Below are 23,501 nucleotides of genomic sequence, written 5' to 3' on the forward strand. Positions count from 1 at the left end.
CGCATTTCGTTTAATTCCAGTTGAGGCAAATAATCTAAAGCGTAATCGCTGGTTAAATGAATTGGTTGAGGTTTACAACATTATCATTGCGCGTAAATAAAAGGGGATTGTTTGTAAATGACGGTCTCCTTCTATCTTCCTTGAATCCTTGAAAAATCAGTCTAACTAAACGGACCGAGCTCAAATATGGTATTGGTAGTAACCTCTAAAGCATAAACTTCATTGTTTTCAATCACTAATTGAAAGTGAATATTCCCATCGAATATTACACCCTGTTTTTCAGCTTCCTCAATAAATTGCATAAAGTTTTCTTTAACATATGTTTCATAACGGGTGACCAAATTTGAATAATAATGTGACGTTCTTACAACATCTACGCTATGACCACTGGTAGTCAGTCCCATTCCGATTGGAGCATATGCCACATCTTCATCTACCTGTAATAACGTGTTGTAACATCCACTTCTTGCGTCTTCAATATCCTTATCAGATGGCACTTGACTAACAGTACTAACGCCTTTCAACATAAAAACTTCTATTGACTCTGGCCAATTCTGGTGAATGATTTTGACCATTTTTTGCATAGCCCATGGTTGTTTTTTTATATATCTACCATGTTCCAGAACGTTAATGAAATAAGCATAATCATCATCAAATCGTACAAATAATACAGGACCTGTTCTGTTTATAAAACCCTTAGTATTTAATTTTGTACCCATATGTAAATGGTGTATTCCCCAATCGTTGAGAAGCTTATCTTGGTAATTTAAATTAGCAATACTAGTACTTAAATGTTGTTTCAAATCCAAACCGGTTTCGATGTTTTTGATTATTAACTGCAAGCCATCATTTAATTCTGACGGACAAGAGAATCCATTAGGAAATAGGACCTTTCTTGGTTTTTGCTTAATTAATTTTCGTTGTAAAGTGAAAAATTGAAGACTGATGTCATCATTGTTATCAGAGGGCTTAAACCCCGATTCAATTAACTTACCTTTAAGCATGTTCAACCAATCATCATTAAAATTAATGTTAAGATTATACCCTTTTGACAAACTATTCGCCCTCTTTCATAATAGGGGTCCTATCAACAAAAAGCGCAAAACATACGCTAAGGAATTGTTCAGAAAATCAGGAGTTACTGAACGTCTCACGGTTAAAGGATTTATGAGGATTTCTCTTATCTGTTAATGTTCAATAACTTATCCCTTTATCTATGTTCAGTTAATAGGAATAAGATAAGTTTTGTTACACCTATAACAGTCTTAACGTATAGAAAACGTGTTTTTTATGTCGGAATTCGCTTAACGTATGATTACCGCGAAATGTTGGTAGTACCCCTTATAGTGTTTCCAACCTTTTATTGACTAAATGTTTTTATTCCTTATCGTTTAATTTACATCTTTTATGGTTAATTGTTGTTCAGGTGTAAAACTAACATAATAATCATAAGTTTCTTCACCATTGATGACGCTGCTATATCCTACTTCAGCTAAATAATAATCGATGGATTCACTATTTAATTGCTTCTGTATTTCCTGGCTCTGTTGTAGCATTTGTTCTTTCGTCAGATCGCCTTTTTCAATTTCCAGCATAATGAGAATCGGCTTTGGTGTTTTCAACTGCGGTGTCCATTCCTCGGCAACTTTATAGTATACTCCCACATCAGTATCCACTGAATCGACTTGCGGTACTTTTTCCTGGAGGAGCGTTAGAATATACTGCTCTGCCTCCGCGTTTAGCTTTTCGGATGCCTCTTTGTCTATGTTAGATTCATGGATCGTATCACTATAAACTTCATACGGTTCCAAAGCCGAGACATAGAACATATAGGTATTTTCAACTGCTACCGAGTCCTTTTTCACTACTTTAAATTCATAAGTGCCATCAGTCCATCCATATCCTACCGATCGCTTGATCTCATAGTCAATGTTCGGATAAGTTTGTTCTAAAAAATCTTCCAGACTCTCTTTTGCTTTGTGTTTGTCAATTGTATTTCCGCTCATTTGCATGTAAGCAAAGACTAAGGTGGCAATTAATGAAATTGCAATCACACTGTATATTATTTTCTTTTTCATAATTAATTTTCCTCTCTTATTTTAAGAATGCATAAACCGATAGCAATTCCAATAAAGGTGAATATTAGGTGTATAATTAAGGTCGTCAGTGCTATTTGAAGAGCTTCTGAAAAACTTTCAGCATAAAATTCGCCGAACCAATCCGTCATATGTAACAGACAGTTCCATATGAAATTTGGTACGCCCGCAAGCAGGACGGCAATGAGGACCGATCGGTAAAACAGATACGTGACCGCACCCAAAATGGCATAGGTGAGGATAAAGCCACTATTGTCATTCATAACGGTCGTGCTCATCGCCAATATAAAGGCAATTGCTACAAAGAAAATCTGTATTGTCGTCAATTTCACCGTTATATTACGAATCATTTTTTTAGAAGCACCGCCGGGTCTTATTTCCGCGGGCAGTGGAAATTTTGATTTCTCTGCGATATGACGGCATTCCGGGCAGCTTTGCAGATGTTCCTCAACAAACCGTTGAGTACCTAGTTGCAATAATTCCTCTTCATATAAAGGTAGTAGATCTTGCGTCACCGAACATCTCGTGTTCATAAAGTCCCCTCCATTGTTTTTTGAATTTTTAATTTTAAGCGATGAAAGGTCACACGTGCATAGTTTTCAGATTTACCGATCAATACACCAATATCTGCAAAACTTAGCTCCCCGTATATGCGCAGCATTACAATCTCTCTCGCTGAATCCTCCAACTTTGAAATATGATGCAAAAGTTTTCTCGTATCCTCCTTGATTTCTGCTAGCTCTTCTAATGAATGAATTTCCATTTCTGGTACCGCAGAAAGTTTTTGCATTAAGCTAAGCTGATATTTGTTTTTACGGTAATACTTTTTCAATAGGTTAGTTGCAATCGAAAACATCCAAGTCGATAAGGTGGAAGTGCCATTAAATGATGCGACGTTTTTACAAGCCTCATAAAAGGTATCGTGGCAAAGATCTTGAGCAGTTTCCCGATTTCCTGTCTTGGCATAAAAAAACGCATAGATTTTTGGTTGGATTTCTTCGTATTCTTCTTCAAGCTTCTTCATAACGCCCTCTCTCTCTTGCTATTCTTAGTATTAATACCTTGTTTACATGTTTCGTTACAACTTTTTGAAAATATTACTCATCAATTACATATTTTAGAATCATTCTCGTATTGTTACGACATAGTTAAGCAGTAAATAGTCGCCAGCCTTATGGATGAGTAGACTAAATGGCTTTTTATTTACTATAATTTGATGTATGTATAATTACTTTTAATTTTTCAAACAACTTGATTGCTATTAAGGTATATTTAAAAAGCGAAAAATCATTTGGAAGTAAATGTTTTAATGAATTATCTATACATTAAATAAGGAAGGTGTCCAAGGACACCTTCCTTATTATTAATACTTCTAACGTATTTCCTGCTTTGTAATAATCATGATTTTAAAGAATGAATAAACCTTATAGAATTAGTAAGTAAGATAGCGTTATAAAAAGGCTATCAAAATAGCTTAGAATCTCCTCCACATTAGAAAAACGTATTTTCTTTTTATTAAAACCTTTCCCACAAACGTTGCATGTCTTTCATTGGGGGCAGGCCAAACTTGCGGCTGTATTCTCGGCTGAAATGCGATGGACTTTCATAACCTACCTGGAACGCTGCTTCAGCCGCTTCCAGTCTTTCCGTTAAAAGCATTCGGCGTGCCTCCTGCAGCCGAAGCTGTTTCTGATACTGGATCGGGCTCATGCCTGTGATTTCCTTGAAATGTTGATAGAAGGATGAAGCGCTCATTCTGGCCTCTTTCGCTAAGTCATCCACCTTTAAAGGTTGAGCGAATTCACGGTTCAATACCCCAATCACCTTTGCAATGCGCTGGGCCTGACTGCCTACAAGTGCAAAGTGCTTCAAGGAATTATTCTCATCATTCTGTAGAATCCGGTAAATGATCTCACGCTTAATACTTGCGGCAAGGACTGGTATATCCTGTGGAGTTTCCAGCAGCCTGATAAGCCGCAATACCGCTTCCAGGAGTGATTCGTTTATAAGGGTGATTTCCAGACCACGTCCTGTGGAGTCACTAGAAATTCCTTGATTCGATGATTGAATGACTTCGAAAATCTGATTCATATCAAGCTGTAAATTTATACATAAATAAGGTTCTTCAGGTGAAGCCACCACGACCTGGCCTGTAATCGGCAAATGAACAGACGCAGTCAAATAACTGGCCGAATCGTACTGATAGGTTTCTTCACCGAGCATGACCAATTTTGTTCCCTGAGCCACAATGCACAGGGAAGGTTCATAAACAGAGTAAACAGGTTCAGAAACGTGGGAGGCCCGAACAAATCGCAAGCCTGGTATACAGGTCTCAGACGTCCCATCCACCGTTACGTTTCTCTCAATCAACTCTGCTAATTCCTTAATTCGCTCCATGGCAGTTCCTCCATCTTTTCCATCAACACTTATGGATTCCTTAGTCACTATACTATATTTTATTGGAGGATTAGGCAATTATTTCGTAAATATCGGCTACCTTCCCTTTAGCACAAAGATTCATAATATGTTTATGGGCAGGTATTTCAATGAGATAGTACGGAATAGAGCACGTTTCTGTTCTGCTCTTCGGTCAATTTTTTCACTTTAATTCTATCTAGGTTTTAGTGCTGCCTATCGTTTACATGTGGAAGGAGATAATGAAATGAAAAAAGAACATGCTAATTTATATCCCTATGTAGGCATATGGGTAACCGCGGACGGTCATATTCGGCACGAGTTACTTCCGAACGGACGGTATGACGAAGCACGTGGCAACAAAAAAAGCGCCTATCAAGGCAACTATACCATCAAAGGCAATCATATCGAATATGTCGATGATACAGGCTTTACTGCTGATGGTGATTTTATAGATGGAGTGCTTTACCATGCAGGTATGGTGCTATATTTAGAGAAACCTAGTGAAGGGAGCAAGGAATGATGACTGTACTTAATGGAAAAGTAGTGGTGATTACGGGAGCAAGCAGCGGAATTGGTGAAACAACAGCCCGACTGCTCGCAAGTCTAGGCGCTCATGTTGTCATCGGGGCAAGGCGTGTAGAAAGACTAGAGGCATTGGCATCTGACATTCATGCGGATGGTGGTTCTGTAGTTGTTCAACGTCTCGATGTGACGGAACTGGAACAGATGCAGGCGATCATTGAAGTAGCCCAAAGCCGTTTTGGACGAGTGGACGCTGTAATCAATAATGCAGGGGTGATGCCGCTTTCTTCACTGGAAGCACTCAAAATTAAGGAATGGAACCGAATGATTGATGTCAATATTCGCGGTGTTCTCCATGGCATTGCCTCAGGTCTTCCGGTCATGAAAAAACAAGGTTTCGGACATTTCATCAATATCGCTTCCATCGGCGCCTACGAAGTGAGCCCGACAGCAGCTGTCTACTGCGCGACCAAATATGCTGTACGTGCCATAACAGATGGACTGCGGCAAGAGACTGCAGGGCAAGGCATCCGTGTGACCCTTGTATCGCCGGGGGTAACGGAATCAGAACTAGCCGAGAGCATTACCGACAACGAGGCAAAGGAAATCATGAAGGAATACCGGCGTACCACTCTCCCAGCGACGGCTATTGCTCGTGCTATCGTCTATGCGCTAGAACAGCCTGAGTATGTCGATGTAAGTGAACTAGTCATTAAACCCGCAATATAGATTAAACAAAAAGACATTAGTATATTGTAGCTTTAGAATAAAGTTTGAACAAAAACTACACACAGACCTATATTTTAAGTAAAATTAAAATTAGCCCGTTTTGAACAAACTTTGTTCAAAACGGGTTAATTCTTTGTGAAACACTGTGCAATTCTCCGTAAAATCCTCGTCTACTTTGAAAATTGGCTTAATCACGAGTTTGCCCTCATGTAATTCAATCATTACTTCCTCACCGATATGTAGCGCGTCATAGTATTCTTTCGGAATCACTAAATGACGCTATGCCGATACTTTAATTTTTTTACTTTCAATCATTTCATTATTCAATTAATCGTCATTACTTATTTATTATTTAAAGTACTTAGTTAGTATGTATTATAAATTAAAATTAATAGTAACTACTTAGGTACCTAAGTATGAGGAGGAAAATCGTTGAACAACAAAAGAGTAGCCTTCTTAATTATTGGCGTTATTATGCTATTTAATGCTGTGATAGTTAATGGCACTTCTATCATTAACGGGAGATTTCCAGATGGGTTAATGACTATTGCTTTAACGATTATGTCTTTTGGTTTAGCTTATTTAGCGCCTCACTTTACGGAAAAAGACGAATGTGCTCAAAAGATTCGAGAACGTGCCATTTATATTAGCTATTTTTGGTGTGTTAGTTATGTGATTATTTTAATGCTGATTTTTAATCCAACTTCAAATATTGATCTAATTTCCTTCCACACACTCACAATATTTGCCGTATTATATATATCTACGGTCTTTTTAAATATGGTTTATTACGCAAAAAAGTACTGAATTCTAAATCGAAATTTCCCCCACATATCTATGAATCGCTCGATATGTTCAAGAGTGTTGGTTGGAAATAAAGTTTGATTAAAAGTTATTCTAAGCACTTAATTTTTCTGCATATAAAGAACCACCGTTTTGAATAAAGATTGATTAAAACCAAATATAAATGTTGATATAACGGTATTTTATTGATTTGAATAAAACAGTTAAACTTTCTTCAAAACGGTACATCTTTTTTATAAATGGTACGACTTTATTTTAAATCCACAGTTACACAATATCGCATGCCAGCTGGCATGCGATATGATCAGCCAATTCTTCTATAGCGGCAAACTGGAAAATGGAGAAAGCATCTATCACCTCGTGAGCATTCGACTGGTATTCCCAGTTCAAATTCGCCGGATGGATACTGTTTCCAAACAAGCCCTGCATATTTTACTAATGCATGATGAGCGTCAAAACGCTTAATATCGCCGATTTCAGCGAGTAAAGGGTATACCTGAAAATCGAGAATTTTGGAATCCAATGCGATTATATTTCCAATTCACTCGATTTTTACGGTTAAGGTATTGCCACTGTCCTTATATATCTAGGGTTTGAAAGCGTGAGTGCCATTGATCTGGATGCAATATTCTTCGCAATTAATAAGAAATCCATTGTCAGCGCACCTGTAGAGCTAATTATGGAGTATGATCATTATTTTTTTTACGGTATGTGAAGAAGATTCCTACAATTGTGCATTTAACTTTGAAGCACCTGATCAAATACCTCCAAAAGAAGAAGATATAAAGAAAGTGCAAAAGAAGCGGAAGAAAAACAAAAGAAGAGCGACAACAATGGTTGGAAGAACAAGCAAGAGAGCAAGAGAGTTTACCCTTTATGGGCTAGTATGACGGGGTACTCGAAAATATGATTTTATTGCTGGAGATAAACACAGTTACTCTCCTATCACAAACAAGTACGTACTATTCTTAAAGAAATTCATACAAGATGTACACACGACGTACACAGAAATCTTCTATACTCGATTTAGATAGTCCTGCTGGAGGTGTATGAAGAATGAAATCATATTAGTATTCATGTCCCATAGTGATAGGGCGACGTGGATAGATGTGGAGAGGAAAGCCATGAAAAGAAATCTATTATTAGTCGAAGATGACTTGCTGATGCGTGAGTTTATAACGGATTATTTCAAAAAGGAACAATGGGACGTGTACGAAGCGGAGAACGGTAATCTCGCACTCGAGATTTTTGAACGACAAGCCATTGACCTAATCGTGCTGGACATTATGATGCCCGAACTGGATGGGTTTTCAGTGTGCAGGCAGATTCGCAGGAATTCAGATGTTCCGATTATTATGATCACAGCTAGGGTGGAAGATGATGATCAATTGAGAGGGTTCGAGCTTGGTGCGGATGAATATGTCACAAAGCCTTTTAGTCCAAGAGTATTAGTGGCCCGTGCTACTGCACTGTTGAAACGGACGGAAGGTACGATTGGTCGAGAAGGAAATTTACTCACCTTTGGCGGGCTGACGGTAAATAGAATGTCCCATACTGTTTCCGTAGAGGGAAAATCGATTTCCTTGTCACCGAAAGAATACGAGTTGCTTCTCTTTCTTACGAAGCATTATGGGAAAGTGTTGTCTCGTGATTTTATTCTGAATGCTGTATGGGGCTACGATTATATAGGTGATTTGCGGACAGTAGACACCCACGTTAAAAAATTGAGGGCGAAACTCGGTACAGAGGGTAGATGCATCGGAACTGTCATCCGTGCAGGGTACAAGTTCGAGTTGGAAGGATGAGGAGACAAGGGGTCGTCCTTAAACTCTTTTTTGTTACGACTAGTTTGATCTTGGTTGTTTTTTCAATTGTAATGATTGCAGAAGGACTTTTTTTCGAGCGGTTTTACCGAATGTCCAAGATCCATACTCTAGAACAGAATATGAGTCAATTCGAGGAACAATACGAACAAGTTGTACCCGATCGTCAGAAAATCTCACGGTTGCTCGGTGCATTTATGAACGAGAACGATACGAGTACTTCACTCTTAAATCAAAGTTTTGAACAGATAATTTTTAATCCTTACTTTTTAGAGCTGCAAACAAACCATAAGACCGTCATTGTTCCTCTGCCTACGGATGGAATGGAATATGACTCGCTTCCAAAGGGGATTCAAATCGGCGATCAATTGGTAATAGACGGTATTTTTATGGACGAAGATGATACCGTCATGCAACCTATTACTATTCAGAAGGATCAAACGGAACTCACAATGGGGTTAACACGGGTGCAAGGGAAGATTATTGATCTGATGGTGCCTGAGCATCGCTCGTATAACCCTCTCTATCAGGATACACTAATCGACGAAGCGCTCCAGGAATGGATGCCCAAGTTGGAGCACTATCAATCGCGCTTGCAGGATGGATCGCCTGTTCAGTTGGAATGGGTAGATAATTGGAGTGGTGTTCCATATGCGATTGTGATTCAACCGCTAGCAACGGATGAACCTACTGCTCGTTATTTATTTGTCATGACTTCTCTACAACCAGTTGGGGAAGCAGTCGATATACTTAAGAAATACTTTGTCTATTTTGCTCCTATGATTCTAGTGCTCGTTACAATTCTGTCAATGATTTTCTCCAGAATTGTATCCCGTCCTTTAGTAACACTCAACCATGCTGCTGCACGTATGGCTAATTTGGATTTCACGGGAGGTCCCGGACTTAACTCGAAGGATGAATTTGGAGAACTGTCCCGTAATCTGGATGTGATGTCTCAGAACCTGGATTCGGCCTTACAGGAACTGACCAATACGAATGATAAGTTGCAATCGGAGATGGAAGAAAAACGACGGTCGGAACAACTTCGGAAAGAACTGATTGCCAATATATCACATGAATTAAAAACCCCATTAGGTATTGTGAGAGGATTCGCAGAGGGATTGCAGGATGGAGTAGCGAGAGATAAAAAAGAACGGTATCTGGATCACATTGTAAATGAGACAGATCGGATGAATGAATTAATCATGGATATGCTAGAGCTTTCCAAATTCGAGGCCAAGGCGATTCAATTAAAATGGTCACACTTCTCTATGACAAGACTTGTTCAAAATTTGGCGGATTCGTTCTCTCAACAAATGGAAAACAGGAGCATTCAGTACAAGCTGAATCATCAAGAAGAGCATTACGTCACGGCAGATTCTAGAAGAATCGAACAGGTCATTCTGAATTTAATGAGCAATGCCATACGCCATGCAGTGGAAAACAGCGTCATTACGATTACCATCGACCGGGATTCTTCCGGAAAGATACTTACGGTCATCGAGAACATGGGAATGCCAATTGCTGAGAACGATTTTAGCAGAGTATGGGAGCAATTCTACCGAATTGAGCGCTCTCGAGATCGGAAATCTGGAGGAACGGGTCTGGGACTATCTATAGTCAAACACATCCTGGAGCTCCATCATAGTGAATTTGGTGTGATGAATACGAATAACGGAGTCGCATTTTCTTTTACTTTATATGAAAGCGGAGGAGAACTACATGAATAACAAAAAATACGGCTATATCGTTTCAGTACTATTCGTGCTTCTTATGACGAGTGGTTGTGCATCTGAAAAAGAACCTGACGCATCGGATACCATCCATGCGAAGCCATCTGAAACCAATCAAGGCAGTGCTACGAAAGAAGAAGATGCTAATGCAAATCCTCAGAAGGAAGTACTCATCATTATTGATCAGACGCCGAAACCGACTGAGGGCAATAGTTTCGATTTCGTCGTGAAGCAGGTGCCGGAAGGATTCACGCTAGCTGAAATGGAGTGGAATTCCAAGAAACGCCGGATTGTCAATACGGTTCTAGAAGCCAAAGCACATGGTGCTAATGGGGAAGACGGATTTTACATTAGTGGAAACGGACAATTTTCTGGATTTATCTATCCAGACACGATGAGAGGGGATGAAGGAGAAGTTGTCTTCCGATTCACCAATTCGAAAGGTGAAGAAGTAACGTGGAAAAAGAACTTGACGTTGATGCTTCTAGAAAAAGAGGATAATGCAGCTGATGGTGTTATTGCTGACGATAAAGAGGAGCCTATGAAGGAAATTCTCGTCATTATTGATCAGACACCAAAACCGATTGAGGGCAACAGTGTCGACTTCGTCGTGAAACAGGTGCCCGAAGGATTTACGCTAGCCGAAATGAAGTGGAATTCCAAGAAACACCGGATCGTCAACACAGTCCAAACAGCGAGGGAACATGGGGCGAATGGGGAAGACGGATTTTACATTAGTGGAGACGGGCAGTTTTCAGGTTTCATCTACCCGGATACGATGAAGGGTGAGCAAGGGGAGGTTGTTTTTCTATTTACCGATAGCAAAGGAAAAGTGATAACGTGGAAAAAGGATGTAACATTGAATTCTTCAGCAACTTCTCAGAAAGAGAGTAAAAAGGAAGTTGTCACTGTGAACCCACAAGAGACGCTTGAGGTCTATATGCAGGCTATCGCTAGTCAGGATGCTGAAGCGCTTGTCGGGTTATACGGAGGGAGCTATCAAGGGCTCAGAAACTTATTTCCTGAAACTGACCTTAATGATAAGCATGCACTAGTTAAACAGTATTTGGAGTTAGGACCTAAAGTTTCACTGAAAGAGATTCTGAGTCGGACTGAAGTGAGCAAAGACGTGTATACGTTTGTAGTTGTGTTTAAAAATGAAGACGGCACGCGGTTCGGGGTAAGGGAGTTCGACAAAATCACCAATACTTTTACGTACACGGTTAAAATGGTGAATGGCAAACTGAAAGTGATGGAACTTCCCCCCTACCAAGCTTAAGTTTTGATTCATCAAGAAGAAGTCGAAATGACATCATCAAAAGGATGATGTCATTTCGACGTTTTATTTAAGTGAATTAGCTGTAATCCAACCTAATCTCATCTTCTATTACGCCCTCGCTGGCGTTTTCCACTTCCAGCTCGCTAACTTTTTTAGGTTTTGGGAGCAAAAGTTAGCATCGCCTGCCTAGACAATTTTTTAAGACCCCTAAGGTTTGTTTATCGCATACCATGCTTTTCTTTGGCATCGGCAACGACTCCTTCAACCGTCTCTTTGCTTTCCCCATATATTTCTTTGATTTCATAATGGTGTCTCTAGTCTTCTGCTGCATCTGGATAGTCTTGTCAGACATGACGTTGAATTAGTTTTTGATGCTTCTTACTTTTCGTGCACTGATCAATTACAGGGCAAGATCCACAAATGGATGGTGTCGATGGGTATTGACAATACCCTTCCTTATGTCAAATTTTACTTAGCGTATGTCTTGCGCTTTTTGTTGGTAGGACCCCTAATAATAGTGTGCTAATAGAACAAGGAAATCAATATCAGTCTTTAATATAAACTACAAAAAAGAGGAGAACTAGTAAATGGCTCACCTCTTTTTTGACGTCGCTGTGTTTTCAATTTTCCTTTTCAATAGTCTATCTTTTTTTACTTTCAACTCCTATAATCGAGTAGGAGTTTTGAATTATGTAATTAATTTAGGGAAAATTGAGGAGGAAGAAAATGAAACATCTATTTAGGTTGACCTTTATTGGACTTTCAATGTTATTACTTACCGGATGTGGTAACAAAGATAGGGTGTTTAATGATTACTCTTATTTAGATTTTGATGCCATTGAGCATTTGGAAAGTCCGAGAAAAAACGGAGTATACGATAAATATAATGATATTACAAAAGAGGATAAAGAGGACTTTATTAGATGGACTGCAACTTTTAAAGAGATGTACTACGATACCCAAATGAGACTTATTGAACAAGGACTTCCGGAAATCAGAGCAAACTTCGATAAGAAAAATATCGAAGAATATGATTTTAAAAAGGGGGAAATTGTTACCGTTTCTTGTAAACTCAAGAATTACAACTATGTTGCATGGGATAAACCTAGATGGTATCTAAAAAAATGTAAAGTTGAGGAAACAACGGAAAAAGACAAAGAAGATTTACTGGTATATCAAAATGCAGTTAATGAAAAGAAGAATGAAATGACAATTGCCACAGATAAAAAGACAGAAGATGAGCTTGTGAAGGAAAAAGAGAAAAAGGCTGGAAAACAAAAGATTGAAGCTAATGAACAAGAGATAAATAAAAAGGCTGAAGAACTAAGGGCCGAACATCTTAAAACACCGGAAGGTAAAAAAGAATACCTAACCGATGCCAAGAAAAAACTAGGTAGTGCTGAATTAATGGATATTAGAAATCCGGAAGGAAACTATTGGGTGGTTGAAGTAGTTGATAGTACTGGTTTTTCTGCGAAAACAACAAGGAAAAGTAGAATAGAAAGAAGCGCCGCGTTTTTCGGGACCATTTTCGCTAAAAGTGGAAACTTTGATACTGTATTGGTAATTTGGAATACAGATCTTGAGGATCTTAAAGGAAATGTCTCGGTTGGCACTGTATTGGAATTTGAATTAACAGATGAAAATGCAAAAAGTATTAATTGGGATAACTTTAATGCAAAAAATTTACCGGAAGTAGTCGATAGTTTTTGGGAGCGTCCTAATTTTAACTAATTTACGAAAACTCTTGGGGGAAAATTTACTTTAAATAAAAGCATCGGTGCTATAACCGATGCTTTTTTGATAGTGTAAATCAGTAAATCGATTTACCTTTTATCATCATTTTTCGTATTATCGCCCTTACCCAAGTCTATAGTATATCAGTGATTTTATTTGATGGAACATTGACTGCGAGGCGTTGGTGATTGTTTTTAAAAAGAAGTTTCAGAAGTGAATGCTGCTTCCTCCTACACTACCCCTTCATCAAAATCAAACTCCTCTTTTGTGAAGGGGTACGTGTCGCTTTGGTATTAAACGTTCCGATAATCACTCGCTGTAAAGACCATGAAACAGCGAGTAGATGCCTGGATCGTTTACGGCAAGCCGTCATACCAAACGAGGCGAAGTTCAAAATCTACATATAAAGACAAAAGGAAGGGAATGCGGCTGCATTCCTTTTTATTATGAGCATTTTTTTCGATTTCTTTCGCCATACGCCCAAGCAGGTAGACCGTCTGCTTGGGCTTTGCCATTTGCGTTCAACATTCGGCAATGAGCGTGGCAGATTCTGCCTACCGCGCTCCTATCCGTGTTTCACCTCAAAAAGCAAGGATCGTCAAAACTTTTTGTTGGAAACGCTACGCTACAAAAACTTTTGAGCTATTGCAGGCAATTCCTTGCTTTTTGATTGCTGCAAATAGCTGCATGGCATAGCCAAGAAATCGGAAAAAATTCAGCCTTCCGACTTCGTGATTGCGGCTAAAGCAATCGAAAAAACAAAGGAGGAACTACCATGACAAAAGAAATTGAAAAAAATCTAGAGTTACAGCCTATTTATGAGATTGTGAGAATCAAGGCCGAGCGTCGCAAGTTGCCGAAAAAATATCTTTCTGAGAATTTAACGGATTACACCGTACGCAGTCCCGAGGATTTTGCGAATATCGCGATGAAGTTTATCGGCAATGAGGATAGAGAAGTATTTTTAGTCGCGTGCCTATCCGTGAAAAACGAAATCCAAGGCTTGCACCGTTGCCATATCGGAACGTTAAATTCAAGCCTTGTGACACCGCGAGAAGTGTTCAAAACAGCGTTTTTACAAAATGCGGCAAGTATCATTGTTGCACATAACCATCCGAGCCAAAATGTCACACCAAGCGCAGAGGACATTGACGTTACAAAGCGATTATGCGAAGCAGGGGAATTATTAGGTGTAGAAGTCCTTGACCATTTAGTTGTCAGCGAAACAAAGTATTTATCGTTGAAGGAGAAGGGCTATATGTAAAACTAAAACGGCAAAAGACGTATATCATGTACGTCTTTTGCTCATGGAAATGTAAAAAAACGCGCCATCTTGCCAGCAAGATGGCGAATTTCAAGATTGATTAAACAGAAAATTTATTATATAATTAGTTAACTATGAAAAACCAGGTTAACCATTGTTCTAATAATATTAATTGGTTAACAAATGGAGGGAAATAAAATGGCTGATAAAACATTTGGAGTGAAAGTTAGCGAGGAAATGTATGAAAAAGTGCGAGAAGTCATTGAGATGAGCGGGACAAGCAGTAAAGAATGGTTTGAACGCGCCATTGCCTTGTACGAAATGAATGCCATTAAGCAAGGATCATCCGACTATACACAAGATTTAACGGAACTGGAGCATCACACGACACGCATGTATGAATTGATCGTCAACATGATTCAACGTTCTGTTCATTTAAAGGAATATGCTGTGAAGGAAGTGGCTGAGAAATTAGAAAGCAAAGAAGCTATTATCACAGACTTACAGCAACAGACCCAACAATTAAAGATGGAACTGGCAACAAAAACAGAAGGAATTCAAACATTTGAGGAACAGGTTAAAGAACTTGAAGAGAAACTTCTGGCCAATCAAACGATGCTTGAAAACAATCAAGCGTTGATTAGTGAATATAAGGATAAGAACGACACGTTAAGTGGTCTCGTCACGAAGTATCAAGGCTATGCAGAGGAAAATGAGGCGTTGAAAAAGTCCTTTGATATTGAAAAGACTGAGTGGAGAAAACAAGCAGGTATTGACAAGGTTGCATTTGAAGAAAAAGTCTCAGAGCTATTACAGGAGAAGCAAACGGTATCTGAAGAACTACGTGTGCTACGGATGGATTTTGAACAAGTGAAAACGAACCATGAACGTGATCTATCTCATCTTTCAGAGCGCAAGGAACTTGAACGTGAAAAGGCAGTGGTGGAAGCAGAGCGCCTGCATAATGAGGAAGTACGTAAGCTGTATGATGAAATGGCAGCCCTCCGTAAAGTGCATGAGGAGACGAAGGAAAAGTTGAAGGCAGAAATATCGTTACTTCAACAGGAGAATCGGAAAATGAATAACTAAACAGCGTATTTGCAATAGTGGAGAGGGATTGGTCATGCTATTACCAAGAATCAAAAGTGGAAATTTCTACTTCTGAAATGTAGAAATGACGTGAAGTTAATTGGTCGTTTAGCTGTCGGGAAAAAATGATTCGCACAATTGTATTGATATCACGCATTTTTTGTGCGAATCGTGATATACTAGTAATGAGGTGATGGAGATGGACTTTAAAAATACGGCATCATTACTGAATCAATGGATGGAAAAAAATCAAATGACGAAAACAAGAATGGCACAATTGATGGATATAAGTGAAGCGCTTTTACGTGCGCTTTTAAAAGGGGATCGTCGTATTACATCTGAGCGTTTAACACAGTTCGCAGAAATCACAAACATTCCGCGCGCATCGTTATTAGGATTATCCGATAAAGAAACATTTGCAGGATACAGTGTCATCCCACGTGGAGGCACAGAACTTTCAATTGCTAATAAGCATCAAATTCAGCAGATTGCCTTGCTTTTAAATGAGTACGAAAGCTTTAAATAAAAGCAGGGAAGGAGATGTTGGAAAATGAATAGTTGTATGCAAGAAGTCGAACGTTTAGCAGAAGATTACTATAAGGAATATGTGTCGCCTAAGACATCCCTCATGTTAGCAGATGTGTTGGATGAGGTGATCGCAAGACAAGGAATTGAAGTGATTTATCTAAGCATACCCAAAATGGATGGCGAAGATCGTATACTAAATGGGATGTTCTTTAAACATATGGACGAAACGGTACAACCTAAAATTGTGATTAATCAATTAGATACCATTCGTACGCAAAATTTCACGTTGGCACATGAATGGTTCCACGCTATCTTAGAATCTGAGGATTTAAAGCAGTATGAAATTGAAATTCAATCGAATGAAGAGCTGGAACGTGCAGGTGATTATTTTGCTGCATCTATTTTGATGAATCAGGAAGCGTTTGTTTCTTACTTTGAGATTATCTGCGGACAGTCTCTAGAACTGCAAATATTTAAGCTGGCAGATATATTCAAAGTACCGTACGTGAGCGTAGTGAGGCGACTGAGTGAGCTTGAATTAGCACCGGTTTCTGAATTGTCATCCTTAACAGAGCGAGAATTGGCTGAACTGCGTTGTGAACAAATAGGCGAGTCGATATTAGATTTTCCACCAAAACGTATTCAATTCACGCAATACCAGCAACTTGTAAAAGATAAAGTGGTAAAGGGAGAACTTTCTAACTTAGATGCAGCGAAAAAACTTACGCGTTTAAATCCCGAGTTATCTGAAGAATACTTTGGAAGGTCAGCAGGCACGAGAGACATCAATCAACTTTGGGATGAGCTGGACGAAGCCTAATGGAGGGATAAAAAAATGCGGAATAATACTTTGCCGATTCCCTCTATTTGCTTTATCGATGCCAATATTATTTTCTATATTGAACAGTTGAAATCAAAGGATGATTTTCTAACTATCATTGAGCAAGTGTATGAATCGGTTTATATACATGAAGAAGTTTATCAAGAATTAAGTATTGCAGGTCAAAAATTTGTTGATGAAAAATGTCAAGCGAATAAGTGGGTATTATTTGAACCTCTTCAGGTTTTTAAAGACACTTATGAGGACTATAGGCTAATGTTATCCGAGGTACAATCAACTTTAATTGAAGTGGACACCCGTAGAGGTAAGGCAGGTAGTGCCGGTACGGGTGAAATTGCTTCTTTAGCAGCTGCCTATTTACTGAATGCAGGATTTATTTGCAGTAACGATTATTCAATTGAAGAAGTGATTCAAGAGGTACCGTTACATATTTTCATCGACGGAGATGATTCGCAAGAACCGGTTTTGATTACGCATCACAACCTCTTGGACTTCTGTAAGCTAGTTGTAGAAGGTGGAGTATTGCCACGCAAAACTGTCAGGAAGTTCTTTCAAATTGCGCATATCGAAATGAAAACAGACAATAGGAAGCTGTTTCATGAGCGAATGGCAGAATTTGATCAGGTGATACCCGTGGTATAGCATATAAACATGTAAATCGTATACCGAATAAAATTCGGACTAGAATCTTGTTGCGAGAGTCTTATAGTAAGGCGCTTGGTTTTACTTACCAAGCGCCTTTTCCGAGCAGATCTGAATCTTGAACGTATTGTGCAATCGTTTTTGTTTCAAGAATGAAGTTCCGTATTTTTCATATCTCACAAAAGTTTTTTTGAACTATTAACTTTTTCTAGTCATACGAAGGTTTTTCAAAGTTAATGAACTGGAGTTATTGCGCCCCTACTAGATCTTTATTAGCACTATCATAATAAACATTAGTTAAAAGTGAAACGAGATAATCATCATTTAATAACTTTAAGAATAAATCTTGAGACTTTTTGGTATTTAAGGTAAATTTAGTCCTATCTTCATTAAAAATAAACGCATCCTTTAACGGCTCATAATTATCTATAAAGCTAGTAATAGAAAACATGTTTAAGTTATTTAACACAATTGAATGCGTTCCGAGTTGTGCTAACTTTCTTGAAAATGTTATGTCTGTTAATCTTGATGACAAGGTTGTTGTATCATCAATTAAATCAGCTAATTTAATTAGCTCCAACGCTTCATTAGCTTTTTTATTTATAATTTTATGGAAGGAAAAGTTTCTTTCAAGTACCCGAGTATTTCTAACAAACAAATCATTGTTTAAATAAAAGAAATCGAAGTCAGGATAAACTTTTAATATATCTTCTGGAATTTGAACTAATCTTTCTTCAGATTTCCATAGCCCCATTGCTTTGCTATCACGTTTATACAAGTTGATAGGGTAATTTGTTTTATATGAAATTAGAGTAAGATCATCTACTTGCAAAATAAAAACAATTCCTGAAATTTCGTCCAAGTTATCAATTGAAAAAGAAAACGTATCAAACTCGTGTTGACTTTGAAAGGTATTAAAAATTGAAAATGATTCAGGTAGTTCATCATAGTCATATTTGAATAAAACATTTTTTCGTTCTTCAAATTTGGATATTTCAGTAATTCGGAGTTCTGTATTATCAACTATAGTTTCTTTAAGATGTTTTAAGAAATCTTTTTTTAATAACTCTTGATCGCTTCCGTCAATATCAGCAAACCTTATAACCTTTTCAGTATCCTTGTTAAGAATAAATAATACCTCGCAAACAAAATCATCGGATTTATCAAGAAAAACCTGTATTTTACTACTTACGTCAATATTAGTCATCGTCTCACCCTCACATAATAAATATCTTCATGTATTTTTCTATAGCTTAATCTATCATTCAAAGTTATAATTTCTCTCGAAATGAGTATAATACCAGGTTTGATATCACCAGTTCGAAACTGTGCATCTATTTTATAAATTTTGTATCCTAGTAAGGCTAACGTAGGGTTTGTATAAAACATATTAGTTTTAACATACATCATGCCAATTGCAATTAATAGCAACAATAACACAATAGAATAACGAATTTGAGTTAAGTCAAAAGCGATTAAAGGTATAATATAAGTTGTTAAGAAAGTTAAATGCTCGTAGTTTTTATTTTCAATTTTTTTCACTATAATAATATTTTGTTGACTGCCGGATAATTTATACTTGAATCTGTAAAAGAAAAATATACCAAGTGAAAATAATAATAATGAAAATAATGATACAATGTTCATTATTATTAACTCTTTAAATCCTATAAAAGAACAAGTACTTTCAAAACAAATTGGGATGTCGATGGTTACAATGATTATTAAGATAAAAAGTAGCCAGAGAGAGATAATATAAAGTTCAATTTTGTCCCAATTATTTTTAATCAAAATTTCACCCTCTCTTTCACATCATTTAATCATAAATACTATAACAACACGAAAAAATTTATCACTATTGTATTTATATAGAGCACCATGAAAGTACAGAGTTTTGCAATTTCATGTGCTTTTTCGTTACACAACTCTGTACTATGATTTTCAAAATACAGGTTTGTATGGCAAGTATACAACATTACCGTTTCTGAAAAGTGGATTTTTTATTATGAATAACCCGGAAGTTATGAAACGGCAAACTCTGGGTTACTCACTATCACAAATTTTGTCACTCGGGGCAAAAATATACTAAGTGTGGTACATTGCGTTGGCTGTATTATATCCCCCCTTCGTTCAAAATCTTATAAACCGTACTACGTCCAATGGCATACTCTTTCGCGATATCTGAGGCACTTTCACCACTGTTAAACAACTTTACAATCCGGCGTTTCGTGCCGGCGTCTATGGCAGGACGTCCCCCGACGCGCCCGCGCTTACGAGCAGCCTCCAGCCCAGCTTTTGTTCGCTGTTGGATTATATCGCGCTCGAATTCGGCAAAGACGGCAAGCATCCCGAACATGGCACGTCCAGTTGGAGTAGTTGTATCAAAGCTATCCTGAATACTAACAAAATCCACCTGTCGCTTGGCCATCTCGTCTGTTAATTGATAGAGCTCCTTAGTGCTTCGAGCAAGCCGGTCTAGTTTATAGACAACAAAACGATCGCCAGGAGCAGCAGCTTTAAGGGCATAATTTAATTCGGTACGATCAGTTTTTCGTGTTGAAATCTTCTCAACATATAAAAGAAGATCCATATCTTGCTCCATGGCATACTTTTCAATAGCAATCTTTTGAAGGTCCAAATTTTGATCTTCGGTACTGACACGCGCATAGCCGATGATTCTACTCATGAAAACGCTCCTTTTTGTCTACAACCATACGTTTTATATAATATATATTATAGACGAGTAAATAGACAGAAACAATAAAATGCAGCCTTCTCAAACGTTAATTTGAGAAGGCTGTTTAAAATGTCTATATAACGGTGGTTTTATATATATTTCTTCATTCGATGAAATAATCTGTCCTATTTGCAATTCTTCTTGTAGATGATGCCAATCGTACTAAGGGAGGTACTAGGTTCCCCACGATCTTATAATTAGGTGGCTTGCCATAAGGAAATCACATCTAGCCAGAAACACCGGGCATGTAAAAACTGCCAGATTTCATAACTTTAATGATTTGATGTTATGCTAAATTCATAGCTGATCTAGTTCTTAATCTGCTGCAATTACGCTTGTTAATTGATTAGTGTAGCTCAGTATGTTCTCTATTTCTGCTATAATTCGTTGTTGCTCAGATAAAGGAGGAAATGGAACAAGAAAGCTTTTTACTGTGGTCGTATTCAATTCTTTTTGTTTAGTACTACCACTGCAAATATCCTCAATATTGTTCTGAACAAGAGGAGAAGCAATGAAATAGTATATAAATTTACTTACAATATCTGCGAAAAAAGGTCTAATAATAGTTACATGTGAATCTGCCACAACAGTTTTATATTCACTTGCTACCTCGGAATATATTGCTATTCTACCTAGGGTACCAAGACCGGTTGAATTCCATAACAGATCGTTCTTTTTTAAATATCTGATAGGTGTATAACTACTTATTGCATCCGGATTTAAAAATCTAGCTTTATCTAATGAAAAACCAGACCATTGCACACATTTTTGCGAAATAATAGGAATCTCTTTGATATCGGAGTATTTTGGAGACTTTCCTCTTTGTATATATGACGTAATATCATTTAATCTAACCCATTCCCAAGAATCAGGTATCTCAAAAGGAATTTCCTTGTCAGTGATAGGTGGGAGCGCCTTTTCCCGCTTAATCATTTTATCTTTGATGAGCTGTTCTTTCTCTTTTGCAATTTGTTCTAGCAATAAGCTGGCAGGCTCGTCATTATGATCTTGCTCAACCAGCTTACCTTGCATAGCGTACTGTAAAATCGATTTCTCCATGTTTGTTGGGAAATTGGTGTTTAGTGCGGTGAGTTCTTGTTCAAGAGCATCGTAATGGTCAATTACTTCAAATATTTCTTGAATTCTTTTTGCGATTTTTTTTTGCTCACTTAGAGAGCATATCGGAACAAGAAAGCTACACCATTTTGTTTTGTTTATAATTGGAGTTGCGGTGCCTGTAGCTTGGTAAATCATTAAATCCTTAAAATAATTTGAGGTCAAAATATAGTAGAGATATTTTAAATCTACTATATCTGCAAAAGGAGTTAATGTGTTTATTTGCTGATTGCAGGATACATCTCTGTCTGTATAATAACACTTCCCCCTAGAACCACCTATACATACCATGAGAATAGAATTTTTTGATATCAATCGGCCCTTTTTAATTCCTGTCTCTGAGAGCTTTTGGTTGTCATAGTCAATATAACTACCGAATATATCGCCAGGCTTTATGAAAGGGATATAGTCACCATAGTTTTCCTTATTACTTGTAGAGGGAGTTGTCCCTGTCTGAACTATACCTAATTGGTCAAGACGCGCCCATGCCCAAGAATCAGGCAATTCAAAGGGAACTTCGCCACTAGTAAAGGGAGGGGAATTTTCTTTGAAATTTAACGTTTTATCTTCATTAAGTTGCAATACATTAATAGGTTCATCATTAGAATCTTGTGCAACTAGCTTGCCCTGCATAGCATATTGGAGAATCGAATTTTTTAGTTGTTGTGCCTTCATTGCTTATCACCTAGAATTGTTTGAATATCAGCTAAAATGCTGTCGATCTGTTTGTTTAACTCTGTTCTTTTCACTTGGTAATTTTCCATTAGCTCATCCGGATCCAGTAATTCTTCCTCTTCCTGCGGGAAACCGCATAAGTCTAAGTTATAATTACCCCCGATAATTTTCTCTGCAGAGTATCTTTTCGCCTTATCAAAGTTACCTTCTGTTATTTCAACTCGATTTTCCCACCATTCCATTGCTGGAGAGAAGTGTTCAAGTTTAATCGGTCTCGTTTTGGAGAAGTTCTTATATCCTTCTGGCATGTCCAATCGATAGAACCAAGTTTCTTCTGTTGGCTTGGTTTTATCAAAGAATAGGATGTTTGTCCGAATGCTTGTGTAGGGAGCAAAAACACTGTGCGGTAATCTGATCACCGTATGCAGGTTAAACTCTTTGATAAGTTTCTCTTTGATGGCCAACTTAGCGTTATCAGCCCCAAACAAGAAACCGTCAGGCAGAATCACGCCTGCTCGACCATCTCTCTTCAAGCGATACATAATGACAGACATAAATAGATCTGCTGTTTCACTGCTTCTTAGATCCATTGGGAAATTCATTTTAATGCTGTCTTGCTCGGAACCACCATATGGAGGATTCATCAAGATAACATCGAAACGGTCCTTTTCAGAATAGTCCCGCACGTTCTTTTCCAAGGCGTTGCCATGAATAATAAACGGATTATCAATATCATGCAACAACAAATTGGTAACAGAAAGCAAGTGAGGAAGAGCTTTTTTTTCAATTCCAAAGACAGCCTGATTATAGGCCTCTCTATCTTTTACAGAATGCACCTGCTCCTCTAAATAATTAAGCGAAGAAGTCAGGAAACCAGCTGTTCCGCAAGCGAAGTCAGCAATTTTATCTTTAATTTGTGGCTTAACCATTTGTACAATGAAATCTGTTACGGCCCGGGGGGTGTAATATTCCCCGGAAGATCGTTGGTTCTGCAAATCCTTTAGAATCTGTTCATAGATATCGTTAAAATCGTGGCGTTCTTTATGATCTGTGAAATCGACTACATCTATAACATTGACGACCTGGCGCAGCAGGACACCGTCTTTCATATAGTTGTACGTATCCTCAAATGCAAATTTCACGATAGATTTGCTAATCGGTGTATGCTCATCGACCTCAAGGTTTTTAAGTGAAGGTATCAGTTCTTCATTTATGAATGTGAGAAGAGCCTCACCCGTTTTTGCCTTTCCGTTCCTTTCGTCCACTGCCCAGTTACGCCAACGATATTTTTCCGGAATAATGGATTGGAAGTCATCATCATGGAACTCCCAGAGTTCTTCCTTGGCATCATAAACTTTAAGGAAGAGCAACCATACAATTTGCTCGATGCGCTGGGCGTCACCATTGACGCCCGCATCATTTCGCATAATATCTTGTAAACTTTTAATAAATGATCTTGTTGTCATCT

General features: G+C 38.0%; 24 protein-coding genes and 2 pseudogenes. 13 read left to right on the forward strand and 13 right to left on the reverse strand.

The features are described from left to right. Positions 1 to 161 precede the first annotated feature (161 nt). From ACR65F_RS16010 to ACR65F_RS16030, 5 genes are all read right to left on the reverse strand, one after another. Positions 162 to 1,055 carry a hypothetical protein gene (locus tag ACR65F_RS16010; protein ID WP_440505010.1) on the reverse strand — a complete coding sequence of 298 codons (894 nt, stop codon included), beginning with the start codon at positions 1,053 to 1,055 and terminating at the stop codon, positions 162 to 164. Positions 1,056 to 1,391: 336 nt separating this feature from the next. After that, positions 1,392 to 2,078, reverse strand: coding sequence for a YfjL-like protein (locus ACR65F_RS16015; RefSeq protein WP_440505011.1), 687 nt, complete (start codon positions 2,076 to 2,078; stop codon positions 1,392 to 1,394). Positions 2,079 to 2,080: 2 nt separating this feature from the next. Continuing rightward, the gene (locus ACR65F_RS16020) at positions 2,081 to 2,629 is read right to left on the reverse strand and encodes a zf-HC2 domain-containing protein (protein ID WP_440505012.1); all 549 of its coding nucleotides are present in this window, start codon (positions 2,627 to 2,629) and stop codon (positions 2,081 to 2,083) included. Beyond that, the gene (locus tag ACR65F_RS16025) at positions 2,626 to 3,120 is read right to left on the reverse strand and encodes an RNA polymerase sigma factor (RefSeq protein ID WP_440505013.1); all 495 of its coding nucleotides are present in this window, start codon (positions 3,118 to 3,120) and stop codon (positions 2,626 to 2,628) included. Before ACR65F_RS16025 ends, ACR65F_RS16020 begins: the two co-directional genes overlap by 4 nt. 491 nt (positions 3,121 to 3,611) lie before the next feature. Continuing rightward, positions 3,612 to 4,493: an AraC family transcriptional regulator gene (locus ACR65F_RS16030; protein WP_440505014.1), complete on the reverse strand. Its 882-nt coding sequence runs from the start codon at positions 4,491 to 4,493 to the stop codon at positions 3,612 to 3,614. Between the two features lie 265 nt (positions 4,494 to 4,758). Here ACR65F_RS16030 and ACR65F_RS16035 point away from each other — a divergent pair, with 265 nt between their 5' ends. From ACR65F_RS16035 to ACR65F_RS16045, 3 genes are all read left to right on the forward strand, one after another. Next, a complete protein-coding gene (locus tag ACR65F_RS16035) occupies positions 4,759 to 5,034 on the forward strand; it encodes an Atu4866 domain-containing protein (protein ID WP_440505015.1) in 276 nt (91 codons plus the stop codon). Next, positions 5,034 to 5,765: an SDR family oxidoreductase gene (locus ACR65F_RS16040; RefSeq protein ID WP_440505045.1), complete on the forward strand. Its 732-nt coding sequence runs from the start codon at positions 5,034 to 5,036 to the stop codon at positions 5,763 to 5,765. The genes ACR65F_RS16035 and ACR65F_RS16040 overlap by 1 nt, the downstream gene beginning before the upstream one ends. A 432-nt stretch (positions 5,766 to 6,197) precedes the next feature. Then, on the forward strand, positions 6,198 to 6,572 hold the full coding sequence (locus ACR65F_RS16045) for a hypothetical protein (RefSeq protein WP_440505016.1): 375 nt from the start codon (positions 6,198 to 6,200) through the stop codon (positions 6,570 to 6,572). A gap of 301 nt (positions 6,573 to 6,873) precedes the next feature. Here the strand turns inward: ACR65F_RS16045 and ACR65F_RS16050 are convergent, their stop codons facing one another. Beyond that, the gene (locus ACR65F_RS16050; RefSeq protein ID WP_440505017.1) at positions 6,874 to 7,092 is read right to left on the reverse strand and encodes a transposase; all 219 of its coding nucleotides are present in this window, start codon (positions 7,090 to 7,092) and stop codon (positions 6,874 to 6,876) included. Between the two features lie 211 nt (positions 7,093 to 7,303). Between ACR65F_RS16050 and ACR65F_RS16055 the strand changes: the two are divergent. From ACR65F_RS16055 to ACR65F_RS16070, 4 genes and pseudogenes are all read left to right on the forward strand, one after another. Beyond that, positions 7,304 to 7,442, forward strand: a pseudogene (locus ACR65F_RS16055) (IS5/IS1182 family transposase); the annotation flags it as partial. Between the two features lie 251 nt (positions 7,443 to 7,693). Continuing rightward, on the forward strand, positions 7,694 to 8,374 hold the full coding sequence (locus tag ACR65F_RS16060) for a response regulator transcription factor (protein WP_440505018.1): 681 nt from the start codon (positions 7,694 to 7,696) through the stop codon (positions 8,372 to 8,374). Between the two features lie 110 nt (positions 8,375 to 8,484). Beyond that, positions 8,485 to 10,122, forward strand: a complete 1,638-nt coding sequence (locus ACR65F_RS16065) for a sensor histidine kinase (RefSeq protein ID WP_440505019.1) — start codon at positions 8,485 to 8,487, stop codon at positions 10,120 to 10,122. Continuing rightward, on the forward strand, positions 10,115 to 11,404 hold the full coding sequence (locus ACR65F_RS16070; protein ID WP_440505020.1) for a hypothetical protein: 1,290 nt from the start codon (positions 10,115 to 10,117) through the stop codon (positions 11,402 to 11,404). The genes ACR65F_RS16065 and ACR65F_RS16070 overlap by 8 nt, the downstream gene beginning before the upstream one ends. A 108-nt stretch (positions 11,405 to 11,512) precedes the next feature. Here ACR65F_RS16070 and ACR65F_RS16075 read toward each other — a convergent pair. Continuing rightward, positions 11,513 to 11,862 (reverse strand): annotated as a pseudogene (locus ACR65F_RS16075) (transposase); the annotation flags it as partial. A gap of 268 nt (positions 11,863 to 12,130) precedes the next feature. On the opposite strand from ACR65F_RS16075, the gene ACR65F_RS16080 reads away from it, so the two are divergent. Further along, positions 12,131 to 13,138: a hypothetical protein gene (locus ACR65F_RS16080; protein WP_440505021.1), complete on the forward strand. Its 1,008-nt coding sequence runs from the start codon at positions 12,131 to 12,133 to the stop codon at positions 13,136 to 13,138. 359 nt (positions 13,139 to 13,497) lie between these two features. Here the strand turns inward: ACR65F_RS16080 and ACR65F_RS16085 are convergent, their stop codons facing one another. Further along, a complete protein-coding gene (locus ACR65F_RS16085) occupies positions 13,498 to 13,656 on the reverse strand; it encodes a hypothetical protein (protein WP_440505022.1) in 159 nt (52 codons plus the stop codon). 260 nt (positions 13,657 to 13,916) lie between these two features. On the opposite strand from ACR65F_RS16085, the gene ACR65F_RS16090 reads away from it, so the two are divergent. From ACR65F_RS16090 to ACR65F_RS16110, 5 genes are all read left to right on the forward strand, one after another. Further along, complete coding sequence (locus ACR65F_RS16090; RefSeq protein ID WP_440505023.1) at positions 13,917 to 14,405, forward strand: JAB domain-containing protein; 489 nt, start codon at positions 13,917 to 13,919, stop codon at positions 14,403 to 14,405. A gap of 198 nt (positions 14,406 to 14,603) precedes the next feature. Beyond that, positions 14,604 to 15,494: a hypothetical protein gene (locus ACR65F_RS16095; RefSeq protein WP_440505024.1), complete on the forward strand. Its 891-nt coding sequence runs from the start codon at positions 14,604 to 14,606 to the stop codon at positions 15,492 to 15,494. Positions 15,495 to 15,693: 199 nt separating this feature from the next. Then, positions 15,694 to 16,020 carry a helix-turn-helix domain-containing protein gene (locus tag ACR65F_RS16100; RefSeq protein WP_440505025.1) on the forward strand — a complete coding sequence of 109 codons (327 nt, stop codon included), beginning with the start codon at positions 15,694 to 15,696 and terminating at the stop codon, positions 16,018 to 16,020. 24 nt (positions 16,021 to 16,044) lie between these two features. After that, on the forward strand, positions 16,045 to 16,842 hold the full coding sequence (locus tag ACR65F_RS16105) for an ImmA/IrrE family metallo-endopeptidase (RefSeq protein ID WP_440505026.1): 798 nt from the start codon (positions 16,045 to 16,047) through the stop codon (positions 16,840 to 16,842). Positions 16,843 to 16,857: 15 nt separating this feature from the next. Further along, positions 16,858 to 17,505 carry a hypothetical protein gene (locus ACR65F_RS16110; RefSeq protein WP_440505027.1) on the forward strand — a complete coding sequence of 216 codons (648 nt, stop codon included), beginning with the start codon at positions 16,858 to 16,860 and terminating at the stop codon, positions 17,503 to 17,505. 247 nt (positions 17,506 to 17,752) lie between these two features. On the opposite strand, the gene kwaB is transcribed toward ACR65F_RS16110, so the two are convergent. From kwaB to ACR65F_RS16135, 5 genes are all read right to left on the reverse strand, one after another. Beyond that, positions 17,753 to 18,712, reverse strand: a complete 960-nt coding sequence (kwaB, locus tag ACR65F_RS16115) for an anti-phage protein KwaB (protein ID WP_440505028.1) — start codon at positions 18,710 to 18,712, stop codon at positions 17,753 to 17,755. Further along, on the reverse strand, positions 18,709 to 19,296 hold the full coding sequence (gene kwaA, locus ACR65F_RS16120) for an anti-phage protein KwaA (RefSeq protein WP_440505029.1): 588 nt from the start codon (positions 19,294 to 19,296) through the stop codon (positions 18,709 to 18,711). The genes kwaB and kwaA overlap by 4 nt, the downstream gene beginning before the upstream one ends. A 322-nt stretch (positions 19,297 to 19,618) precedes the next feature. After that, the gene (locus tag ACR65F_RS16125; protein ID WP_440505030.1) at positions 19,619 to 20,191 is read right to left on the reverse strand and encodes a recombinase family protein; all 573 of its coding nucleotides are present in this window, start codon (positions 20,189 to 20,191) and stop codon (positions 19,619 to 19,621) included. Between the two features lie 366 nt (positions 20,192 to 20,557). After that, positions 20,558 to 22,033 (reverse strand): restriction endonuclease subunit S, encoded by a 1,476-nt coding sequence (locus ACR65F_RS16130; RefSeq protein WP_440505031.1) that lies wholly within the window; start codon positions 22,031 to 22,033, stop codon positions 20,558 to 20,560. Beyond that, on the reverse strand, positions 22,030 to 23,499 hold the full coding sequence (locus tag ACR65F_RS16135) for a class I SAM-dependent DNA methyltransferase (protein ID WP_440505032.1): 1,470 nt from the start codon (positions 23,497 to 23,499) through the stop codon (positions 22,030 to 22,032). The genes ACR65F_RS16130 and ACR65F_RS16135 overlap by 4 nt, the downstream gene beginning before the upstream one ends. Positions 23,500 to 23,501 lie beyond the last annotated feature (2 nt).

Source organism: Sporosarcina sp. SAFN-010 (genome assembly GCF_059415065.1).

Bases quoted from the DNA above. Each gene is read 5' to 3' on its own strand.
- ACR65F_RS16015 (WP_440505011.1), bottom strand. From the start codon at position 2,078: ATGAAAAAGAAAATAATATACAGTGTGATTGCAATTTCATTAATTGCC.
- ACR65F_RS16020 (WP_440505012.1), bottom strand. From the start codon at position 2,629: ATGAACACGAGATGTTCGGTGACGCAAGATCTACTACCTTTATATGAA.
- ACR65F_RS16025 (WP_440505013.1), bottom strand. From the start codon at position 3,120: ATGAAGAAGCTTGAAGAAGAATACGAAGAAATCCAACCAAAAATCTAT.
- ACR65F_RS16030 (WP_440505014.1), bottom strand. From the start codon at position 4,493: ATGGAGCGAATTAAGGAATTAGCAGAGTTGATTGAGAGAAACGTAACG.
- ACR65F_RS16035 (WP_440505015.1), top strand. From the start codon at position 4,759: ATGAAAAAAGAACATGCTAATTTATATCCCTATGTAGGCATATGGGTA.
- ACR65F_RS16040 (WP_440505045.1), top strand. From the start codon at position 5,034: ATGACTGTACTTAATGGAAAAGTAGTGGTGATTACGGGAGCAAGCAGC.
- ACR65F_RS16060 (WP_440505018.1), top strand. From the start codon at position 7,694: ATGAAAAGAAATCTATTATTAGTCGAAGATGACTTGCTGATGCGTGAG.
- ACR65F_RS16065 (WP_440505019.1), top strand. From the start codon at position 8,485: ATGTCCAAGATCCATACTCTAGAACAGAATATGAGTCAATTCGAGGAA.
- ACR65F_RS16070 (WP_440505020.1), top strand. From the start codon at position 10,115: ATGAATAACAAAAAATACGGCTATATCGTTTCAGTACTATTCGTGCTT.
- ACR65F_RS16080 (WP_440505021.1), top strand. From the start codon at position 12,131: ATGAAACATCTATTTAGGTTGACCTTTATTGGACTTTCAATGTTATTA.
- ACR65F_RS16085 (WP_440505022.1), bottom strand. From the start codon at position 13,656: ATGGCAAAGCCCAAGCAGACGGTCTACCTGCTTGGGCGTATGGCGAAA.
- ACR65F_RS16090 (WP_440505023.1), top strand. From the start codon at position 13,917: ATGACAAAAGAAATTGAAAAAAATCTAGAGTTACAGCCTATTTATGAG.
- ACR65F_RS16095 (WP_440505024.1), top strand. From the start codon at position 14,604: ATGGCTGATAAAACATTTGGAGTGAAAGTTAGCGAGGAAATGTATGAA.
- ACR65F_RS16100 (WP_440505025.1), top strand. From the start codon at position 15,694: ATGGACTTTAAAAATACGGCATCATTACTGAATCAATGGATGGAAAAA.
- ACR65F_RS16105 (WP_440505026.1), top strand. From the start codon at position 16,045: ATGAATAGTTGTATGCAAGAAGTCGAACGTTTAGCAGAAGATTACTAT.
- ACR65F_RS16110 (WP_440505027.1), top strand. From the start codon at position 16,858: ATGCGGAATAATACTTTGCCGATTCCCTCTATTTGCTTTATCGATGCC.
- kwaB (WP_440505028.1), bottom strand. From the start codon at position 18,712: ATGACTAATATTGACGTAAGTAGTAAAATACAGGTTTTTCTTGATAAA.
- ACR65F_RS16125 (WP_440505030.1), bottom strand. From the start codon at position 20,191: ATGAGTAGAATCATCGGCTATGCGCGTGTCAGTACCGAAGATCAAAAT.
- ACR65F_RS16130 (WP_440505031.1), bottom strand. From the start codon at position 22,033: ATGAAGGCACAACAACTAAAAAATTCGATTCTCCAATATGCTATGCAG.
- ACR65F_RS16135 (WP_440505032.1), bottom strand. From the start codon at position 23,499: ATGACAACAAGATCATTTATTAAAAGTTTACAAGATATTATGCGAAAT.